13 protein-coding genes and 4 tRNA genes are annotated in these 17,968 nt (G+C 67.8%); 11 read left to right on the forward strand and 6 right to left on the reverse strand.

Annotated elements, in window-relative coordinates:
* Positions 1-156 precede the first annotated feature (156 nt).
* From F3087_RS32875 to F3087_RS32885, 3 genes are all read right to left on the reverse strand, one after another.
* Positions 157-231, reverse strand: a tRNA-Val gene (locus F3087_RS32875).
* A gap of 1 nt (position 232) precedes the next feature.
* Positions 233-303: transfer RNA gene (locus F3087_RS32880), tRNA-Cys, on the reverse strand.
* 49 nt (positions 304-352) lie between these two features.
* Positions 353-424: transfer RNA gene (locus tag F3087_RS32885), tRNA-Gly, on the reverse strand.
* Between the two features lie 345 nt (positions 425-769).
* On the opposite strand from F3087_RS32885, the gene F3087_RS32890 reads away from it, so the two are divergent.
* From F3087_RS32890 to F3087_RS32900, 3 genes are all read left to right on the forward strand, one after another.
* Positions 770-844 (forward strand) — tRNA-Val (locus tag F3087_RS32890).
* Positions 845-1,083: 239 nt separating this feature from the next.
* The gene (locus tag F3087_RS32895) at positions 1,084-2,376 is read left to right on the forward strand and encodes a GAF domain-containing protein (protein WP_150405984.1); all 1,293 of its coding nucleotides are present in this window, start codon (positions 1,084-1,086) and stop codon (positions 2,374-2,376) included.
* A gap of 120 nt (positions 2,377-2,496) precedes the next feature.
* On the forward strand, positions 2,497-3,798 hold the full coding sequence (locus tag F3087_RS32900; RefSeq protein ID WP_150405985.1) for an alpha/beta hydrolase: 1,302 nt from the start codon (positions 2,497-2,499) through the stop codon (positions 3,796-3,798).
* Positions 3,799-3,846: 48 nt separating this feature from the next.
* Here F3087_RS32900 and F3087_RS32905 read toward each other — a convergent pair whose 3' ends face one another.
* Complete coding sequence (locus tag F3087_RS32905) at positions 3,847-5,064, reverse strand: dipeptidase (RefSeq protein ID WP_150405986.1); 1,218 nt, start codon at positions 5,062-5,064, stop codon at positions 3,847-3,849.
* A 51-nt stretch (positions 5,065-5,115) separates the two neighbouring features.
* On the opposite strand from F3087_RS32905, the gene F3087_RS32910 reads away from it, so the two are divergent.
* Entirely contained in the window at positions 5,116-6,285 is a 1,170-nt protein-coding gene (locus tag F3087_RS32910; RefSeq protein WP_150405987.1) for an MFS transporter, read from the forward strand.
* Here F3087_RS32910 and cysC read toward each other — a convergent pair.
* A complete protein-coding gene (cysC, locus tag F3087_RS32915; RefSeq protein ID WP_150405988.1) occupies positions 6,266-8,107 on the reverse strand; it encodes an adenylyl-sulfate kinase in 1,842 nt (613 codons plus the stop codon). The two genes, F3087_RS32910 and cysC, sit on opposite strands and share 20 nt — an antisense overlap.
* On the reverse strand, positions 8,107-9,018 hold the full coding sequence (cysD, locus tag F3087_RS32920; protein ID WP_150405989.1) for a sulfate adenylyltransferase subunit CysD: 912 nt from the start codon (positions 9,016-9,018) through the stop codon (positions 8,107-8,109). Before cysD ends, cysC begins: the two co-directional genes overlap by 1 nt.
* Positions 9,019-9,524: 506 nt before the next feature.
* Here cysD and F3087_RS32925 point away from each other — a divergent pair.
* Genes F3087_RS32925 through F3087_RS32955 form a run of 7 tightly spaced genes read left to right on the forward strand, consistent with a single transcriptional unit; the run spans position 9,525 to position 17,964 of the window.
* Entirely contained in the window at positions 9,525-11,642 is a 2,118-nt protein-coding gene (locus F3087_RS32925) for an isocitrate lyase/phosphoenolpyruvate mutase family protein (protein WP_150405990.1), read from the forward strand.
* Complete coding sequence (locus F3087_RS32930) at positions 11,639-12,643, forward strand: aminotransferase class I/II-fold pyridoxal phosphate-dependent enzyme (RefSeq protein ID WP_191094251.1); 1,005 nt, start codon at positions 11,639-11,641, stop codon at positions 12,641-12,643. Before F3087_RS32925 ends, F3087_RS32930 begins: the two co-directional genes overlap by 4 nt.
* Positions 12,640-14,523: an alpha/beta hydrolase family protein gene (locus F3087_RS32935; protein ID WP_150405992.1), complete on the forward strand. Its 1,884-nt coding sequence runs from the start codon at positions 12,640-12,642 to the stop codon at positions 14,521-14,523. Before F3087_RS32930 ends, F3087_RS32935 begins: the two co-directional genes overlap by 4 nt.
* On the forward strand, positions 14,517-15,695 hold the full coding sequence (aepY, locus tag F3087_RS32940; RefSeq protein ID WP_150405993.1) for a phosphonopyruvate decarboxylase: 1,179 nt from the start codon (positions 14,517-14,519) through the stop codon (positions 15,693-15,695). Before F3087_RS32935 ends, aepY begins: the two co-directional genes overlap by 7 nt.
* Positions 15,673-16,896 (forward strand): hypothetical protein, encoded by a 1,224-nt coding sequence (locus tag F3087_RS32945; RefSeq protein WP_150405994.1) that lies wholly within the window; start codon positions 15,673-15,675, stop codon positions 16,894-16,896. Before aepY ends, F3087_RS32945 begins: the two co-directional genes overlap by 23 nt.
* On the forward strand, positions 16,889-17,761 hold the full coding sequence (locus F3087_RS32950) for a TauD/TfdA family dioxygenase (protein WP_150405995.1): 873 nt from the start codon (positions 16,889-16,891) through the stop codon (positions 17,759-17,761). The genes F3087_RS32945 and F3087_RS32950 overlap by 8 nt, the downstream gene beginning before the upstream one ends.
* Before the next feature lie 14 nt (positions 17,762-17,775).
* On the forward strand, positions 17,776-17,964 hold the full coding sequence (locus F3087_RS32955; RefSeq protein WP_150405996.1) for a hypothetical protein: 189 nt from the start codon (positions 17,776-17,778) through the stop codon (positions 17,962-17,964).
* Positions 17,965-17,968 lie beyond the last annotated feature (4 nt).

The raw sequence follows: 17,968 nt of genomic DNA on the forward strand, positions 1-17,968 counted from the left end.
TCGCCCACAGGTTCGCCGACACTGGGCGCGTCAGCAGTGGCAAGGTCATCGTGCGACTGCTCGAAACTGCGAGAACGTGCGTACGGCACCAATGAGTCGTTCTGGCACGACAACAAGAAAGGCCCCCTCGAAAGGGGGCCTGACCTGGTATTACGGTGGTGCGCGATACTGGGATTGAACCAGTGACCTCTTCCGTGTCAGGGAAGCGCTCTCCCGCTGAGCTAATCGCGCGAGGTGGAGACGGGAATCGAACCCGTGTGCACGGCTTTGCAGGCCGTTGCCTCACCACTCGGCCACTCCACCGTGCGAAGGGGGACGGCTAAACTAATTTCGCCTGGCCCTACCTCTTCCGAGCGGATGACGGGATTCGAACCCGCGACCCTCACCTTGGCAAGGTGATGCGCTACCACTGCGCTACATCCGCATTCTGCATCTCGGTGGCCGTTGTGGCCTCCGTGGTGCGAGACAGAACATTAGCGGACGCCCGGTGAAAGCTACAAATCCGCTGGTAGAACGGGGGAAATCGACGAGGTTGCCAGAGTGGCGGAGGTGGCCGGTGTGGTTCGGGGGATTCCGGGCTTGCCTGGACACGGCCGGCAGGGGAGCGGACCGCCCCGCGCCCGTCCCGCCGAGACAGCCTGCCGCCCACCACGTTCCACCCCTGTCCGGGTGGCGATTTGGTGAACCGCCGGTGCCGCATGCTAATGTTCCATCTCGTTCGGAGGGCACCAACCCGCCCCCCGGCCCGCCACCATGTGGCATGAGTTCAGGTCCCATAGCTCAGCGGGAGAGCGTCCGCCTCACACGCGGAAGGTCGCTGGTTCGAAACCAGCTGGGACCACCATAGAGGTCTTATTCGAAACACCGTCCCTGCATTGGGCGGTGTTTCTTTGTTTCCGGGCTTGCTTCAACCTCGACCCCGTTCAGGGCTGGTGGCAGGTTCGCCGCCTCGCGGAGAACACCTGGGTCTTCTCACCCGTGCGCGGTGCGCGTCGTTCGCCGGGTAGCGTTTCGCCTAGGTTTGGTTCCCATCGACGTCCGGGTGATCATTCGACATATCCGTAATGGGAGGCGAGCCACAACATGACGGTGATACCCGGCCGGCAGGCGACAGGTGAGGTTCGGGCTGACGCCGAGTACCCGATGGAGCGGGATCTGCGGGCATTGTTCGGGCAGTCCCGTGCGGTTTTCGCCGCGTTCGCGGGGCCGGAGCATGTGCTGGAGACCGCGAATCCGGCGTTCTCGGTCGCGATGGGTGAAGCGGGTGCCCACACCGGGCTCGCGCTCGCCGAGATTGCTCCCGCGCTGGTCGATCAGGGTGTTATCGCGATGCTGGACCAGGTCTATCGCACTGGTGAGTCCTGCACTGGCCGTGATGTTCTCGTCGTGCTGGACGGAGGTGAGCCGGTGCGGGAGGGTTTCTTCGACTTCACCTACGAGCCCCGCCGCGACGGCGTAGGGGCCGTGATCGGGACCCGGATGATCGGCGTGGAGACCACTCAGATCAGGCATGCCCAGCGGCTGATGATCGAACAGCGTGCCTTGGTGGAGCAGATCGCCCGCCAGGCGCCCTTGGCCGAGGTGCTGGACGGGATGGCGCGCTGCATCGAAGATCTCGCGCCGGAGCAGGTGCTCGTCTCCGTGCTGCTCGCGGATCACGACGGCCGGCATCTGCGGCATGGCGCCGCGCCGAGCCTGCCCGAGTTCTACAACGAGGCCATCGATGGGATCGCCACCGGGGAGGGTGTCGGCTCGTGCGGCACCGCCGCGCACCGCCGGGAACCGGTCATCGTCACCGACATCGGCACCGATCCGTTCTGGGACGACTTCCGCGAACTGGCCGGTCGGGCAGGCCTGGCCGCGTGCTGGTCGACACCGATCCTGGCCCGCGACGGCAGCCTGCTGGGCACCTTCGCGATGTATCACCGCAGTCCGCGCGTCCCGCAGGACAGCGACTTCGCCCTGGCCCGGGTCTTCGCCGACACTGCGTCGCTGGCCATCGAACGCCACCATATCGAGGAGGCGAAAGTGGCCGCCGAAGCGCGCGCCGAGGCGGCCCTCGACGAGCTGACCCAAGCCCTCCACGCGGAAGGCAAGCTGCGCGCGGAGGCCGAGCAGCGCGCCGAGGCCGCCGCGGAACTTGCCGCCAGGATGCGCAATGCGGCGGCCGCGCAGGCCGCGGCGCCGCATCCGGAGCTCTGCCAGCTCGGTGGTCCCGAGGGGTGCACTGAGCCGGCCGAACTCAAGATCGCCGATTCGTGGGGCGACGCGGCGTGGGGCTGCACGTCCCACGTGGAGGAAGCCATCCTCAACGTGCGGTCGGTGTTCATCGCCAGTGAAGAACTCGGCGGCCTGGCCGCCTTTCTCGACCGCTGACCTCGCCGAATCGAGACTCGGCCGACGCTCGGTCGGCTTGTCCGGATTGCCGATTCCTGTTTGACTGCCACTTGCCAGTGGCGTTTGCGCTGTCCGGATCAGCCGAGGATTTCGAGCACGATGAAGTCGACCGCCGAACTGTCACTGTTGTCAGGGCCGTTGCCGTGGATGCTGTCGGCGTTCGGCCTCGCCGGAGCGCTGTGGCTGATCGGCGGCGCCGGCCGCCGATCGCTCGGCCGGGCAGGGGTGCGATCGTCCTGGTTGGCGTTGTCGGCGGCGCTGGCAATGTATGTCGTGGTGGAGCGTTGGTGGCGCCCTTTCCCGGACACGCTGCCGCGGCCGGTGTATCTGTGGTTCGGTCTGGCCGTCTGGACGATCACCCTGTTGCCGCCGAGGATCCACGGCACACGCCTGTGGCGGGCAAAGGCATTGTCGCTCGTCGCGGCGGCCGCGCTGGTGCTGGCGTCCGCGGTCCAGGTCAATCTCGTATTTGCCGCGTATCCCACCGTCGAGGATGCGCTGGGACTCGGCGGGGACAATCGCATCAGTCTCACCGCCGTACCGTCCGGGCAGGCCGAGCCGGTGACAGGATGGCCGTTGGATTCGGTGTGGTCGCCACCGGGCGGGCTGCCGGCGAACGGTCGAGTCGTGCGTGCCGTGGTGCCCGGACCGGTCTCTCGGTTCGTCGCGCGCCCTGCCGAGATATATCTTCCCCCAGCATATTTCGCCACTCCGCGGCCATTGCTGCCGGTGCTGGTCCTGCTGTCCGGGCAGCCGGGGAGCCCGATCGACTGGTTCAACGGTGGCCGCCTGAGCCAAACGATGGATGCCTACGCCGCGACGCACGGCGGTCTCGCACCCGTCGTGGTCGTGGCTGATGCGACCGGCGGGACCTGGAGCAATCCCTTGTGCCTGGACTCCCGCCTGGGCAATGTCGCCACTTACCTGGCCGTCGATCTGCGGGCCTGGGTGATCGGGAAGCTCCAGGTGGACGCGGATCCGCGGCGCTGGGCGATCGGCGGAATATCGTACGGCGGAACCTGTGCCCTGCAGATGGCCACCAACTATCCCGGCGCCTACCCCACCTTCCTCGGATTGTCCGGCGACGCGGAGCCCTCCCTCGGCGATCGTCATCAAACCGTCAAAGCAGCCTTCGGCGCCGACACCGCCGCCTTCGAGCGGGTCAACCCGATGACTCTGCTCCGAACCCGCCGTTACCCGGATTCCGCGGGTGTGCTGGTTACCGGAACGGGCGACAGCGCGGCCCGATCGGCACAGACAGCGGTCGCCGCGGCGGCTGCTGCGGCGGGTATGCAGATCCGGGCACGAGAGCTACCCGGCGAGCACAGCTGGGCCGTGTGGTCGGCGGGGTTACGGACCGAAATGAACTGGCTTGCAACACGACTGGGTGTTTCCCCGTGATCCGAGGCGGCAACGTCGGTATCGGCGAAGTCGTTCGCCCGACAACGTCTAGCCGGAATCCTTCGGTGAGCCTGCGTCACTGTCGAGTTGGTCGATGGTGGCGATGCCGGGCCGGCGGTGGCGTTGGAGGTCGGCGGCGACGGATTCGGCGTCGCGGAGGACGCGAACGGCGTTGTGCCAGGTGAGTTTTCCGATATCGGGTGCGGACCAGCCGCGACGCAGCAGTTCGGCGATGAGGTTCGGATAGCCGGCGACGTCGGGCAGGTCGGTGGGGAGGTAGTTGGTGCCGTCGAAGTCGCCGCCGAGGCCGATGTGGTCGATGCCGACTACCTCGCGCATGTGATCGAGGTGGTCGGCGACGTGCGAAACGGTCACCCGCGGGCGCGGGTGTGTGGTCTGGTATTTCTGACGGCACGCCGTCGCCTCTGGCCCGCGGTCCAAGCGGTGGAAGCCGTGCGCGCGGCCGTTTTCGTCGGCCTGCTCGGCCCAGGCTTTGGCGGCGGGCAGCAGGAAATAGCCGACGAAGGAGGCCATCGCCAGGCCGCCGTTGGCGGGCAGGGCGGCCAAGACATCGTCGGGGATGTTGCGTGGGTGGTCGCAGATGGCGCGGGCGCAGGAGTGCGAGAACAGCACGGGCGCTTCGGAAACCGCCAGCGCCGCGCGCATGGTGTCGGTGGAGACGTGCGACAGGTCGACCAGCATGCCGACGCGGTTCATTTCCCGGACCACCTCCGCTCCGAATGCGGTCAGGCCACCCGCTTTTGGTTCGTCGGTGGCCGAATCCGCCCACGGCACATTCTCGTTGTGGGTGAGTGTCATATATCGGACGCCGAGTCGATGCAGGGCGCGCAGGGTCGCGAGGGAGCAGTTGATGCTGTGGCCGCCCTCGGCGCCGATCAGCGAGGCGATCCGGCCCGCGGCGCGCGCGGACTCCATTTCGTCTGCGGTGCAAGCCAATTGCAGCCGGTCGGGGAACCGCGCGACCATCGTCCGGACGAAGTCGATCTGCTCGAGGGTGGCACTGACGGCGGCGTCGCCGGCCAAATGGCAAGGGACGTATACCGACCAGAACTGCCCGCCGACGCCGCCGGCGCGGAGGCGATCGAGATCGGTGTGCAGCAGTGCGCTTTGATCCGCCGACAGATCGACGGCATCGAGATCGTAACCGGCCTTGGTTCGCATGGCCGACGGCAGATCGTTGTGGCCGTCCACCACCGGGGCGTCGCGTAAGACGGCGTGGGCGCGATCGAGGAAGGAAGTTGTCATGTCTGTGTCCTTACGCCGGGCTCGGTAGTGCGGTTGGGCATACTGGGCAGGGTGCGGGTGCTGCCGGTGAGCGACGCGGGGCCGCGGGCGTTCCGGTTGCTGTGGGCCGGGATCCTGCTCAATCGACTGGGTATGCCGACGCCGCCGTTCGTGGTGCTCTACGCGAGCGTCACCCACCTGGGCAGCGTGGGGATCGTCGCCGTGGTGGCGGCGAGCGGGGTGGGGCAGACGGTGGCGTCGCTGGCCGGGGGCGTGCTCGCCGACCGCTACGGACCGCGCAAGACGATCGTGTATTCGCAAGCCGTCGGCATCCTGGCCTGCGCCGTGCTGCCCGGAGTTCGCGGCGTCGTCGCGGTGACCGCGCTGGTGCTGCTCAGTACCGCGTGCGCCTCGGTGCCGCGGCCCGCGGCCAACGCGATGGTGCCCACACTGGTGGCCGCCGACGCGCAGATCACCGGCTACGGGCGGCTCTATTGGTCGCGCAACATCGGCAGCTCGCTTTCCCCGCTGGTCGCCGGGCCCCTGGTGCAGTTCTGGCCGCCGGGCGTCTTCGTGCTCGGCGCGGTCACATCGGCGCTGTTCGCTGTGCTCGCCGCGGGCCTGCCCGAGGCGCCCGGTACCGCGAAATCCGCTGGCGCAGGGGTCATTCGCGGCATCCGCGCGCCGTATACCGACCCCTTCGTCGCGTGGTTTCTGGTGGCGACGTTGGTGCTGTCCTGCCTCTACATGCAAAAGCAGGGTGCGCTGCCGCTGGACATGACCGCGCAGGGGTTGACGCCGACGGAACTGGGCCTGGTGCTTTCGCTCAGCGGGGTGCTGGTGGTGGTACTCCAGCCGGTTATTACGCCTGCGGTAGCCCGGATGCCGTTCGGGCCGGCCGCGGCCGCATCGGCAGCGTTGATCGCACTCGGCTTGGGGGCAACCGTTTTCGCGGACAATCCGGGGTGGTACGCGGTCACGGTGGCGGTCTGGACGGTGGGCGAGATCATGCAGGTGCCGCTGGCCGCGGATTTCATGGCCGCGCGCTCGCCCGAGGGCGAAATCGGCGCCTACCAAGGGGCTTACGGGTTCATGTGGAATCTCGGGTTGGCCGCCGGCGCGCCGGTCGGACAGCTGCTGTTCGCCACAGCCGGGCGGACCGTGCTGTGGGCCGGTGTCGCGGCAGTGGGTCTGGCGGTCGCGGTGCTGCATCTGGTCGTGTTCAGGCGGAGCGGTCGTTGAGCGCGCCGAGCAGGCGCGCGGCCAGTTCCACCGGGTCGCCGTCTTCGGGGCGGAGCACGAGATCCGCGCGCAGCGGTGCTTCGTAACGGCCGTCCACGCCGGTGAATCCGCTGATCTCGCCGGCGCGCGCCTTGGCGTACATACCTTTCGGGTCACGGGCTTCGCAGATGTCGAGTGGCGTATCGACGAATACCTCGACGAACGGCAGCCCGGCCGCAATGTGCTGCGCCCGGACGCGATCTCGATCGGCACGGTAGGGGCTGATCAGCGAGACGATCGCGACCACGCCCGCGTCGGCGAACAGCCGCGCGACTTCCCCGGTGCGGCGGACGTTTTCGGCCCTGGCGTCGGCGCCGAAACCGAGATCGGCGTTGAGCCCGTGGCTCAGGTTGTCGCCGTCGAGCACATACGCGGGCCGGCCGCTGCGGACCAGCGCCTGCTCCAAAGCGACGGCGATGCTGGACTTTCCGGCGCCGGAGAGCCCGGTCAACCACACCGTCGCGCCCGCGCCGGTCCGTTCTTCGCGCCGCACCTCGCCGGCGTGCCACACGACGTTGCCCGCGGTGGCCGCGGGGCCGATGATCATGCCCGCGGCGACGGTGTTGTCGGTGTTCTCGTCGACCAGGATGAAGCCGCCGGTGTCCCGGTTGCGGCGGTAGGCGTCGAACAGCAGCGGCGTCGAGGTATGCAGGCGCACGCGACCGATCTCGTTGAGCCCCAATGAAGTAGCCGCGTCGTCCCGGTGCAGGGTGGTGATGTCGAGCCGGTAGTCGATCCGCCGGACCCAGGACCTGGTAGTGGTCGTGGTCTGCCGCAGCGTGTAGGTGCCGTTCTCGGCGAGGGTCGACTCGTCCGACAGCCAGCAAACCATGGCGTCGAGGTCTTGCGCGGTCTGCGGCCGGTTGCCGGAGCGGCAGAGCAGGTCGCCGCGTGCGACGTCGATCTCGTCGGTCAGCTGCAACACCACGGCCTGCTGGGTGAAGGCCTCGTCCTGCGGGACGCCGCCGGGACCGAAGATCGCCTCGATCCGGCTGACCTTGCGCGACGGCAGCGCCAGTATCTCGTCGCCGCGCCGGAAAACGCCGCCGCGGATGGTGCCCGCGTACCCGCGGAAGTCGCCGGTTCGCCGGCGCGCGCGGATGACGTACTGCACCGGGAACCGGGCGTCGATCAGGTTCCGGTCCGACGCCACGTGGATCTCCTCGAGGTGGTGCAGCAGCGAAGTCCCTTCGTACCAAGGCATTTCGAGGCTCGGCTGCACCACATTGTCGCCGTGCAGCGCGGACACCGGAACGAAGGTGAGGTCGTGGATGTCGAGTCTGGCGGCGAACCGGGTGAATTCGGCGCGGATCTCCTCGAACCGCGCCTGCGACCAGCCGACCAGATCCATCTTGTTGACGCACAGCACGAAATGCGGCACCCCGAGCAGGCTCGCGATGAACGCGTGCCGGTGCGACTGCTCGGTCATGCCGTTGCGGGCGTCCACCAGGACCAGCGCCAGGTCGGCGGTGGATGCGCCGGTGACCATGTTCCGCGTGTACTGCACGTGACCCGGCGTATCGGCGAGAATGAACCGGCGCCGCGGCGTGGCGAAATAGTGGTAGGCGACATCGATGGTGATGCCTTGCTCGCGTTCGGCCCGCAGACCGTCGGTGAGCAGGGCCAGATCCGGGACGTCCCGGCCGTGCGCTATCCCGTCCTGTTCCAGCGCCGCGAGCCGGTCGTCGAGGATGGCCTTGGAGTCGTAGAGGAGACGACCGATGAGCGTCGATTTCCCATCGTCGACGCTGCCGACGGTGGCCAGGCGCAGCAGATCCGACATCAGAAGTAGCCCTCTCGCTTGCGGTCTTCCATCCCGGTGTCGGAGATGCGATCGTCGGCTCGGGTCGCGCCGCGCTCGCTGAGCCTGCTGGTTTGCAGTTCGGTGACCACCTCGCCGGGTGTCGTGGCCGTCGAACGCACGCATCCGGTGCAGGTGGCGTCGCCGACCGTGCGGAAGCGCACCGTGGCATCGGCCGCGGATTCACCGGGCAGTAGCGGGAGAAACCGAGTGTGCGGCAGCAGCATTCCGTCGCGTTGAACCACCGGGCGCCGGTGTGCGTAGTACAGGGTGGGCAGCGGGACGTCTTCGTCGCGGATGTAACACCAAATATCGTGTTCCGCCCAGTTGGACAAGGGAAAGGCGCGGATATGTTCGCTCGCTCGGCATTTGCCGTTGTAGAGATCCCAGACTTCGGGTCGCTGGTTGCGCGGCTGCCACTGGCCGGTTTCATCGCGGAAGCTGAACACCCGTTCTTTCGCGCGCGCCTTTTCCTCGTCGCGCCGGGCGCCGCCGAACAGTGCGTCGAACCGATGCTCGGTGATTGCCCGGAGCAGCGTTACGGCCTGAAACCGGTTGCGGCCTGGCTGCGGTCCGCTCGACTCCACGATCCGGCCCGCGTCGATATCGTCCTGCACCCGGACAACCAGTAACCGGACACCGTAGCGGGCGACGATTTCGTCGCGGAAGGCGAGGATTTCGGGGAAATTGTGTCCGGTATCGACGTGCAGCACCGGAAACGGCAGCGGCGCCGGCCAGAACGCTTTCCGCGCGACGTGCAGCATGACCATGGAGTCCTTACCGCCGGAGAATAGAAGCGCGGGGCGGCGCAGTGTTGCCACCACTTCGCGGAAGATATGTACCGCTTCGGCTTCCAGGCGTTGAGCGTACGACAATTCGTACTTCAAGGTCATTGATGTCCCCTTGTCGATCTCCACGTGCGACCGGTGTGTGACTCGATCAGTTCCGGTGCCGGGCACCCCCGAGGTGTTGTCAAACGTTTTACCACGGGTCGGCGCGGATTGGCACCCGTGTTTCCCCAGTCGGTCCAGATGTCCTGAATTTGACATAGTTGCAAACGGAAGCTTTGTTCCGATTCGCGCATTATCATGATCGAAACCGGGCTCCGGATGTTGTTAGATCGCGTAGCTGCTGGTAGCGGGTGTCATGCCCCATTTTCCGGGGGCCTCGGCGTGAATACCTGTGTCACTTGATCGTGATCGGCCGAAGGGGCTGGTCCGCGTTCCGGCAATGTGGTTCGGTCGGTTGACATTTGGATGGATCGGAGGATGCTTGGTTGAACGCGAGGTTAAGCGGCGGGAAACTGATCATCGTTCGGCGATGATCACCTTATTTCGCGCATGATCGTCTTTATAGGGGGATGTATCAGCTGACCTCACATCTGGGGTATGGAGGTGTGATGGAGAAAGAACGTGCTCTGGAGAGCCTATTCGAGCGCGCCGGTCTCGATTTTCTAATGGGCGCACACGACGCGGTTTCTGCGCAAATTGCACAGGACGCCGGCTTTCCCGGCGTGTGGGTCTCCGGGCTCGGCCTTTCCGCGATCAATGGGCTGCGGGACTCCAACGAGCTGTCCTGGACGCAGGTCATGGAGCGCATCGAAATGCTCTCCGACCGAATTGCTGTACCGGCGCTGGTGGACATGGATACCGGATACGGTGACTTCAACAATGTACGTCTCGCCGTCCGCAGGCTACGGCGGATCGGCGTCGGCGGCGCCTGTATCGAGGACAAGCTTTTTCCGAAGGCCAATTCCTTCCTGGCTTCCGGACAGGTGCTCGCCGAGCCCGGCGAGTTCTGCGGCCGGTTGAAGGCCGCGAAGGACACGGCGGCCGACGTCTTCCTGGTCGCGCGGTGCGAAGCGCTGGTAGCCGGACAGTCGCGCGCCGAGGCGATCGATCGCTGCGGACTGTATGCCGAGTCCGGCGCCGACGCGGTGCTGATCCACTCGAAAAAGACTGTCCCCGATGAAATCCTGGCCTTCATGGCCGAATGGGACGGCCGGGTGCCGGTCGCCGTCGTGCCGACCAAGTACTCCGACGTCCAGGCGACGGTGCTCGAAGAGGCGGGGGTATCGGTCGCGATCTGGGCGAATCAGAGCCTGCGCGCGGCGATCATCGCCATGCAACAGCTGTGCGGTGAGCTGGCGGAGCGCAAGACCATGCTGGGCCTCGAGGCCGGCATCGCCGATCTGTCCCGGGTATTCGAGCTTGCGAACAATGCCGAGCTGGACAGCGCCAAGGCGCGCTACGGCCGATACGTGCCGCCGGCCCGAGAACTCGCGGCGCGCAACGCCGCTCGAAGCAAGGCCGCGGAATCGGTCGAGGACGTCATCCGTCTGCACCAGGCCTGGTCGGTGGCGCAACCGCCGCCGGCGGACCCTGCGGCCGGCCTGCTCGCCCATGCGCGAGCCACCGTGCCCTACTACGCAGACGTTGATGCACAGCAGCTTTCGGACCTGCCGTTGGTGGATCGGCGGGCCTACCAGAACGACGTCGCCGCGTTCACCTCCGGCGCTTCGACCGGGTCCTACCGTCTGACCTCCAGCGGCACCACCGGCAATCCGATGACCGTCGCGCTGGACGGCGCGTCCTGGTACGCGGTCAACTACCACTTCTTCAGTCAGATCTGCGCGGTCGCGGGGGTGCCGCCCGAAGGTTTCCGCGGCGGTGAGCTCGGCGTGCTGTTCGTCAGCAACAAGCCGGGCCGGGACAACTTCGTCCGACCGCTGCCTGCCCTGAATTACGGTCTCTACGCACGAATTCAGCTGGATCTGTCGGCCAGGGCGGCGCACAGTTTCGCCGGCCTGCCCGCGGAAATCCTGTACGGCAAAGCGACATATCTGCTCGATCTGCGGGCCGCGCTGCTCGCCCAGGGCATCGCCAGTCCGCCGTGGTCGCCACGGCTGGTGCTGGTCAGCGGCGAGCCGCTGCACGCCGACGACCGGGCCCGGCTCACCGACTACTACGGCGCGCCCGTGGTAGACGCGCTGGCGTCCACCGAAGGCGGGCTGATCGCGGCGACTCGGCCGGGCGCGGACTGCCATCAGGTGTTCTCGTCGAACGTGCGGCTCGAGGTGCTGACCGATGACGGCGTCGTGCGCGACACGGGCGTCGGTGAGCTGGTGCTGACCAACCTGATCTACCGCGACACGGTTTTCCTCCGCTACCGCACGGGCGACCGGGCCGAACTGGACACCGACGCCGACGGCAGTCAGCGACTCCTGCGCCTGTGGGGACGGGAACCGCGCACGCTGCGCTTCGGCACCCGCAGGCTGAAGACCCAGGAACTGACCGAGCGGTTCGGCTCGCTGCCCGGCATGGGCGACTTCCAGATCGTCGCCAAGCAGGACGGCGCGCTGCTGCGCTGGATGCCGGACGCCGGGTACCCGGAACCGGAAGCCTTGCGCCGCAACCTGCGGGCGGCGGTGGACGAACTACTGCCGGATCAGGAGGTCGAGTTCGAGCTGTGCGCGCGGATCACCCCGCCGGGCGGCAAGAAGCGGAGATTCCGGTGACCGTGGATCTCACCTGGACCGGCAGCCAGTTCCTCGACCCGGTCGCGCACGCGGCGCAGATCGCGACGGCGCTCGGCACGGTCGATCTGACAACCAAGGACGAAACCTGGTGTACCGCGGTGGCCGCGGCCTGCGCGCGGTACTTCGGGTTACCCGACGGCTCGGTCCGGGTGGCGGCCGGGGCCACGCAGCTGATCGAGGTCCTGCTGCGCAAGCACTATCGCGGGCTGGTGGTCGACGTCGCGCCCGGATTCCATCTCACCGCGACGATTTGCGCGCAGGCGGGCTGGCGGCGGGTGGCGGTATCGGTGCGTGAACCCGAGGAACTGCTGCCCGCCCTCGAGCCCTATCTGATCCAGCCCGAGGCGGTCATTTCTCTCTCGTCACCGCGAAATCCGCTGGGCTATCAGTTTTCCCCGGCCACCATCAGCACGCTGCTCGAGCGGGCGCGGGGCGTGGTCGTGCTCGATGAGGTGTACGCGGATTTCGCCGACTTCTCGGCGCTGAGCCTGATCCGCGAGTATCCGAATCTGTATGTGGTGCGGACGTTCTCGAAGGCATGGGGTCTGGCGAACCTGCGGATCGGGTTCGCCGCCTCGGCCGCGTTCGAAGCGGGCGCGACCATCCCGCTGATTCCGAACGCGGTGTCCGGTATCGCGCAGCGCGCGGCGAGTCACCTGCTCGCCTACCCGGACAGTGTCGTCGAAAGTATTTCTGCGGCAAGGAAATCCAGGGATCGAATGATCGCCGTGCTGGGCGGGATCCCGAATCTTCGGGTGTGGCCGTCGCAGTCGAACTACCTGTGCCTGGAGACGCCGCTGGCCGGCGCGCTGGCGGCCTGCCTCGCCGAGATCGGCTATCCGGTCCGGCTGCTACACGACCTCTCCGGTTACCCCGCCGACTTCCCGGTCGGCATTCGCCTGACGGTGCCGCGCCCGCCGCATGACGACGCGGTGCTCGACATGATTGCGGCAGTGCACGATCGGGCGGTCACGCGATGAGCGTCGGGGAGCTGAACGGACCGCCGACCATGAGTCCGGACGGGAGCCGGATCGCCTGGCTGTCGAGCGGTCACGCGGCGCCGCGGCTGGTGTTGTTCGACGTTGCGCGCCGCCGCGTCGAGGCACGGGTCGCGGGTGCGCCGGACCGGGTGCGCGCGTTCAGCTGGACCCACCTGCCCGGAATCGGGCTGGCCGTCGCGGATGCCTCGGGTAGCGAAGAGTGGTCGCTGCACCGGCTGTGCGACGGGGAATGGACTGTGGCGGCACGGGATTCGGGCGCACAGCTTCGAATCGCGGGCCTCAGTGCGCGGCGTCCGGCGGAGCTACTCCTCGCGACGAACGCGCGGGACCCGGAGCACCACGACTACGAGGTCCTCGATCTGCGCACCGGCGAGCGCACCGGCGTGTTGCGGAACACCGGGTACGCGGCATGCTACTTCGACGAGGACTTCCGGCCGCGGCTGATCGAGACGGTGAACCAGGACGGATCCCGCGATCTCTGGCACGATCGAGCGGCCCGGCGGCTGTTCCTCCGGATACCGCACGAGGCCGCGCTGATCACCCGGTTCAGCCACTTCTCCGCCGACGGCGAGCTCGCGTATTTCCTGCTGCCCGAGGGTGATACGGGTACCCGTCTGGTCGCGTTGCGCTGCCGCGCGGGTGCGCCGGCGTCGCACGAGCGGACCGTCTTTTCCGTCGAGCGTGCCGATGTTCTGCGCGTCCTCGCCGAGCCGTCGACAGGGTGCCCGGAATACCTGGAGGTGCAACGGTTCCGGCGGCGCATGGTGGCGCTCGCACCGCATCTGGAACGGCCGCTGCGCGCGTTGCGGCGCCGCCTCGGCACGGAGCCGGTGCTTCTCGAACGTCAACTGGGCGACCGCTATTGGTTGCTCGCGCGGCACCGGGCCGATGCGGACGCGGAATACTTCGGCTACCAGCCCGCCGTGGACGAGCTGTGGCCGCTGATGCAAGCACGACCGGCCCGGCGGCGCGCACGGATCTTCTGTCGCGCGGTCGACGTGCCGCTGCGGACCGGGGAACGCGCGATCACCTACCTGTCCGGGCCCCGCGACGGTGACCGGGCGAAACCCACCGTGCTGCTCGTCCACGGCGGACCTTGGCGCCGCACCGGCTGGGAGTTCGACTCCCGGCGGTCCTGGCTGGCCGAGCAGGGATTCTTGGTGCTGGAGCCCAACTTTCGCGGCTCGATCGGCTTCGGCGCCGGCTGGGTGAACGCGGCCGACGGGCAGTGGGGCGCGACCATGCAGGACGACCTGGAAGACACCCTGGACTGGGCGATCCGGCGCGGCTACGCCGATCCCGCGCGCATCGCCCTGGTCGGCGGCAGCTATGGCGGCTACGCCGTGTTGCAGCTCGCCGCCACGTCGACCCGGGCCTTCCGCTGCGTCGTCGCGCTGTCGCCGCTCACCGACCTGGTGGACTTCGTCACGAACCTGCCCGCGGCGTGGCGCACGGCGGCGCCGATGGTCCGCCGCCGCATCGGCGACCCGGGGCTGAGCGAGCAGCGACGTCGACTGGCGCGGCATTCGCCGGTCGGCAACGCCGCCACCGTGCGGTGCCCGGTGCTGCTGGTGCATGGTGCCAACGACGCGCGGGTACCGGTCGAGATGTCGAGCCGGATGTTTCTCGCGCTGGCCCGCTCCGGCCGGGACGCGACGCTGGCGCTCTTCCCGGACGAGGGGCACGAAATCGTCGGCGCCGAAAACCAGCGCGCCAGAGACGAATTGATCGCCGGCTTCCTCGCCGGACAGCGCGGCGGCACGGACGATCGCCCGAACCGACCGGGGTCGACGAGTATGCGGCTGCTTCGTACGCCGAACGCCGCGGCCACCCTCGAACAGCAGGAGGCGCCATGCTGAATCCCGCCTGGTTTCTGAACGAACTCGACCAGCATCGGATCGGCTGCATCACCGGCGTGCCCTGCTCATACATCTCGGGCCTGTATTCGATGCTCGAAGACGGGACACGGCCGTACTTTCCGGCCACCTCCGAAGGCGAAGCGGTGGCGTTGGCGGCAGGCGCCTGGCTGGCCGGTTCGCGTGGCCTGGTGCTCGCGCAGAACTCGGGTCTCGGCAATATGGTCAATCCCCTGACCTCGCTCACCCAGCCGTTCGAGATCCCGGTACTGCTCGGCGTCTCGCGCCGGGGATGGCCGGCGGGCACCGACGAGCCGCAGCACGCACTGATGGGCCGGATCACGCCGGATCTGTTGCGACTGATCGAAATTCGTACCGAAGACCTGTCCGCCGCGCAGGCTACCGCCGCCCGGCAGCTGGCCCACGCGGCCGATCGTTGCGAACAACGACTCTCGACGGCCTTCGTACTGGAAAAGGGGGTGTTCGACAACGCCGTGCCGGCCTGCGAAGTGGTTGCGCCCGAGCCACTTCCGGGCGCGGCCGGGCGCGAGTTGCGCGGCGGCCCGCGGCCGACCCGGGCCGAGGTACTCGAAAGTTGGCTCGCACTGGGCATCTCGCGCCCGACGGTCGCGACGACCGGCTATACGTCGCGGGAGCTGTACGGCCTCGACGACCGGGACAACCATTTCTATCTCGTCGGCTCGATGGGCTGTGCGCCCGCGCTCGGCGCCGGGATCGCGATCACCGGGTCGCCGGTGACCGTGCTCGACGGCGACGGCGCGCTGCTGATGCGAATGGGCTCGCTGGCCACCGTGGCCCGCCACGTCCGCACGCCGTTTCTGCACGTGGTGCTGGACAACGGCCGCCACGAATCCACCGGCGGTCAGCGCACCAACGGGGCCGGCGTCGACTTCGCTGCGGCGGCGCTGGCCTGCGGCTACCGGGCGGCCTGGCGCTGTGACGGGCGCGACGCCGTAGCCGCCGCGCTGCGGGAAGCCGTGGCATATCAGGACGGGTGCGTGCTCGTGCACTGCCTCGTCCGACCCGGCGTCGGGGCGAAGCCGCCCCGGCCGAAGGACCGGCTGCCCGATCTGGCGCTCCGGTTCCGCACCCACCTCACCGACCATTTCGCCGCAGCCGAAGGAGGCTCAGATGGCTATTCGGTTCGTCCGTAGCAACGCATTACTTCTCCTCGTCCCCAAAACGGGGAGCACCTGGATCCGATCGAAGCTCGGCGAACTCGGGATCGAGGTCGAATACCTCGGCGATCCCGCGATGCGCGACCACGATCTGCTCGCGTCCTATGACCGCGCGCAGTACTCGTGCGTCGGCGCGTTCGTCCGCAGCCCGATCGAGTGGTATCGCTCGTATTGGGCCTACCGGATGGAAAAGGGCTGGCGGCCGCAATACCCGCTGGACGAGCACTGCGCGAGCGAGGACTTCGAAACCTTCATCCGGAAGGCCGTTTCCGTGCTTCCCGGGGCGCTCGGCAATATCTACCGGTCCTACGTCGGCCCGCCGGAGGCGCAGATCGACTTCATCGGGCATCAGGAGAGACTGGCGGAAGACTTCGCGAAGTTCCTGCGCACCATCGGTGAAGATTTCGACGAATCCGTGCTGAGCCGCGGCCCGGCGGTCAACGCTACGACCACCCGCCCGGAGTATCCGGCCGAACTCGAAGAGCTCATCACGCTGTCCGAATGGGAGACGATGGAGCGCTTCGGCTATCTGCCGGACCGCCCGGACCCGATCGGGCTCGCGGAGATGCGCGCGCGCTTCCCCGAGCACGCCGACGACTACCGGTTGCTCGCGCTGTGGACCGAGCAGACCCATTGGGCGCCGGACGACATCAAACGCAAAGCGGGGCAACCGGTTCCGGCGAGCACCCGGCATGCCCGCGCACACAGCAACTTCGCGCTGTCCGCACTGCACAAACATGCCGACCCGGAATACGCCGAGCAGCGGTATCGGCGTGCGCTGGAACTCGACCCGCAGCACCCGCGGACGCTGTGCAACTACGCGCTGCTGGTATGGCGGCAGCACAACGACCCGGAGGAGGCGCGCAGGCTGATGCTGCGCGCGCTGGCCGGCCGCCCGAATCATCCGTACACGCTCGGCAGGCTGGCCCGGCTCACCGATCGCGAGCTCGGCGACGCCGCTCTGGCGGAGGTGCTGTACCGGCAGAGCCTGGCCGGTAACGACGCGCAGGAGGAGGTGGCGGTCGAGCTCGCCGATCTGCTGCTCCGCCAGGGACATTCGAGCACGGCCGCGCGCCTGCTCGGCGAGCGGATCGAACGCCCGGACGCCGGTCAACTGACCCGCGTCGCACTGGCCACCACTTTGCTGCACGCACGAAAGGAACGCGAAAATGCTTGAACAGTCACCCACCGAGATCTCGAGTGCGACCATCCTCGGCGCGGGCGTGCCCGCGGCCGGCCGGAGCGTCGCCGACGTCGTTGCCGCCGCGCGCGAGGTGCTGAACCGCCACCGCGTCTGCCTGGTCCGCGGCTTCCCCACCGAGCCGGGGAAGTATCTCGAGTTCCTGCGCGGTTTCGGCACACCGCTGGACAACTACTCCTCGCGCAGCGAACTGGCAGACGACGATCCGCATCCACAGATCAACCGCGTCAAGTTCAAGCCGCCGGGACAGTACACGCGCAAGTCCGTGCACTACTCGGAGGGGGAGTTGCGCCCGCACTCGGCGCGGTCCTGGCGTACTCCACGGCCGGCTTGTTTCGCCATGCTGATGGTCGACCCGGGCTGGCGGGACACCGCTGAGGGCCAGCGCGGCGAATCACTGGTGCTGAGCTGGCGGCAGCTGTTCAGCCGCCTGGCCGAGCGCGACGGCGAGACCTTCGCCCGGCACTTCGATCGGCTCACCACGACGCCGATCACGTTCGCGGCCAACAACGTTCGCGAGGAGAACACCGATATCCCGCTGTGCTACCCGCTGCCCGACGCCGCCGACGCCTACGACGTCGGTGTCCGGCTGAAGCAGGACATCACCGAGAAACTGCCCGGCCTGAAGGCGGACATCGAGGACTTCGACGCCTACGCCGAAGCCATCGATTACCTCGTCACCAACGCGGCCGACCCGGCTTTCCAAGCGGTCTTCCCGATGGATTCGGGCGATCTGCTGCTGATCGACAACAACCGAATGGCGCACGGCCGCCGCAACATCGTCGGCACGCGGGGTGACGCGATCAACCCCCGCGAGCTGTGGAGCGTCACCGTCGAATGAATGGAGAAAAGGCAATGACCGAACAAACACCCGCCCCGGAGGATCTCGCTGCCGCGTGCGCGCGCCTGCAGGGCGAGCTCGATGCCATGCTCGGCAAGCGCGACGCCGACGCGGCGGTCGGCTCGCTCGACCAGGCCGTCGCCTCGCTCAAAGGGGTTGAGCAGCGCAATGTTTCGTCCGTCCAACTGGTAGCGCTGGACTAGTGCC

Origin of the sequence: Nocardia colli (assembly GCF_008704205.1) — a bacterium.
GTDB lineage: Bacteria > Actinomycetota > Actinomycetes > Mycobacteriales > Mycobacteriaceae > Nocardia > Nocardia colli.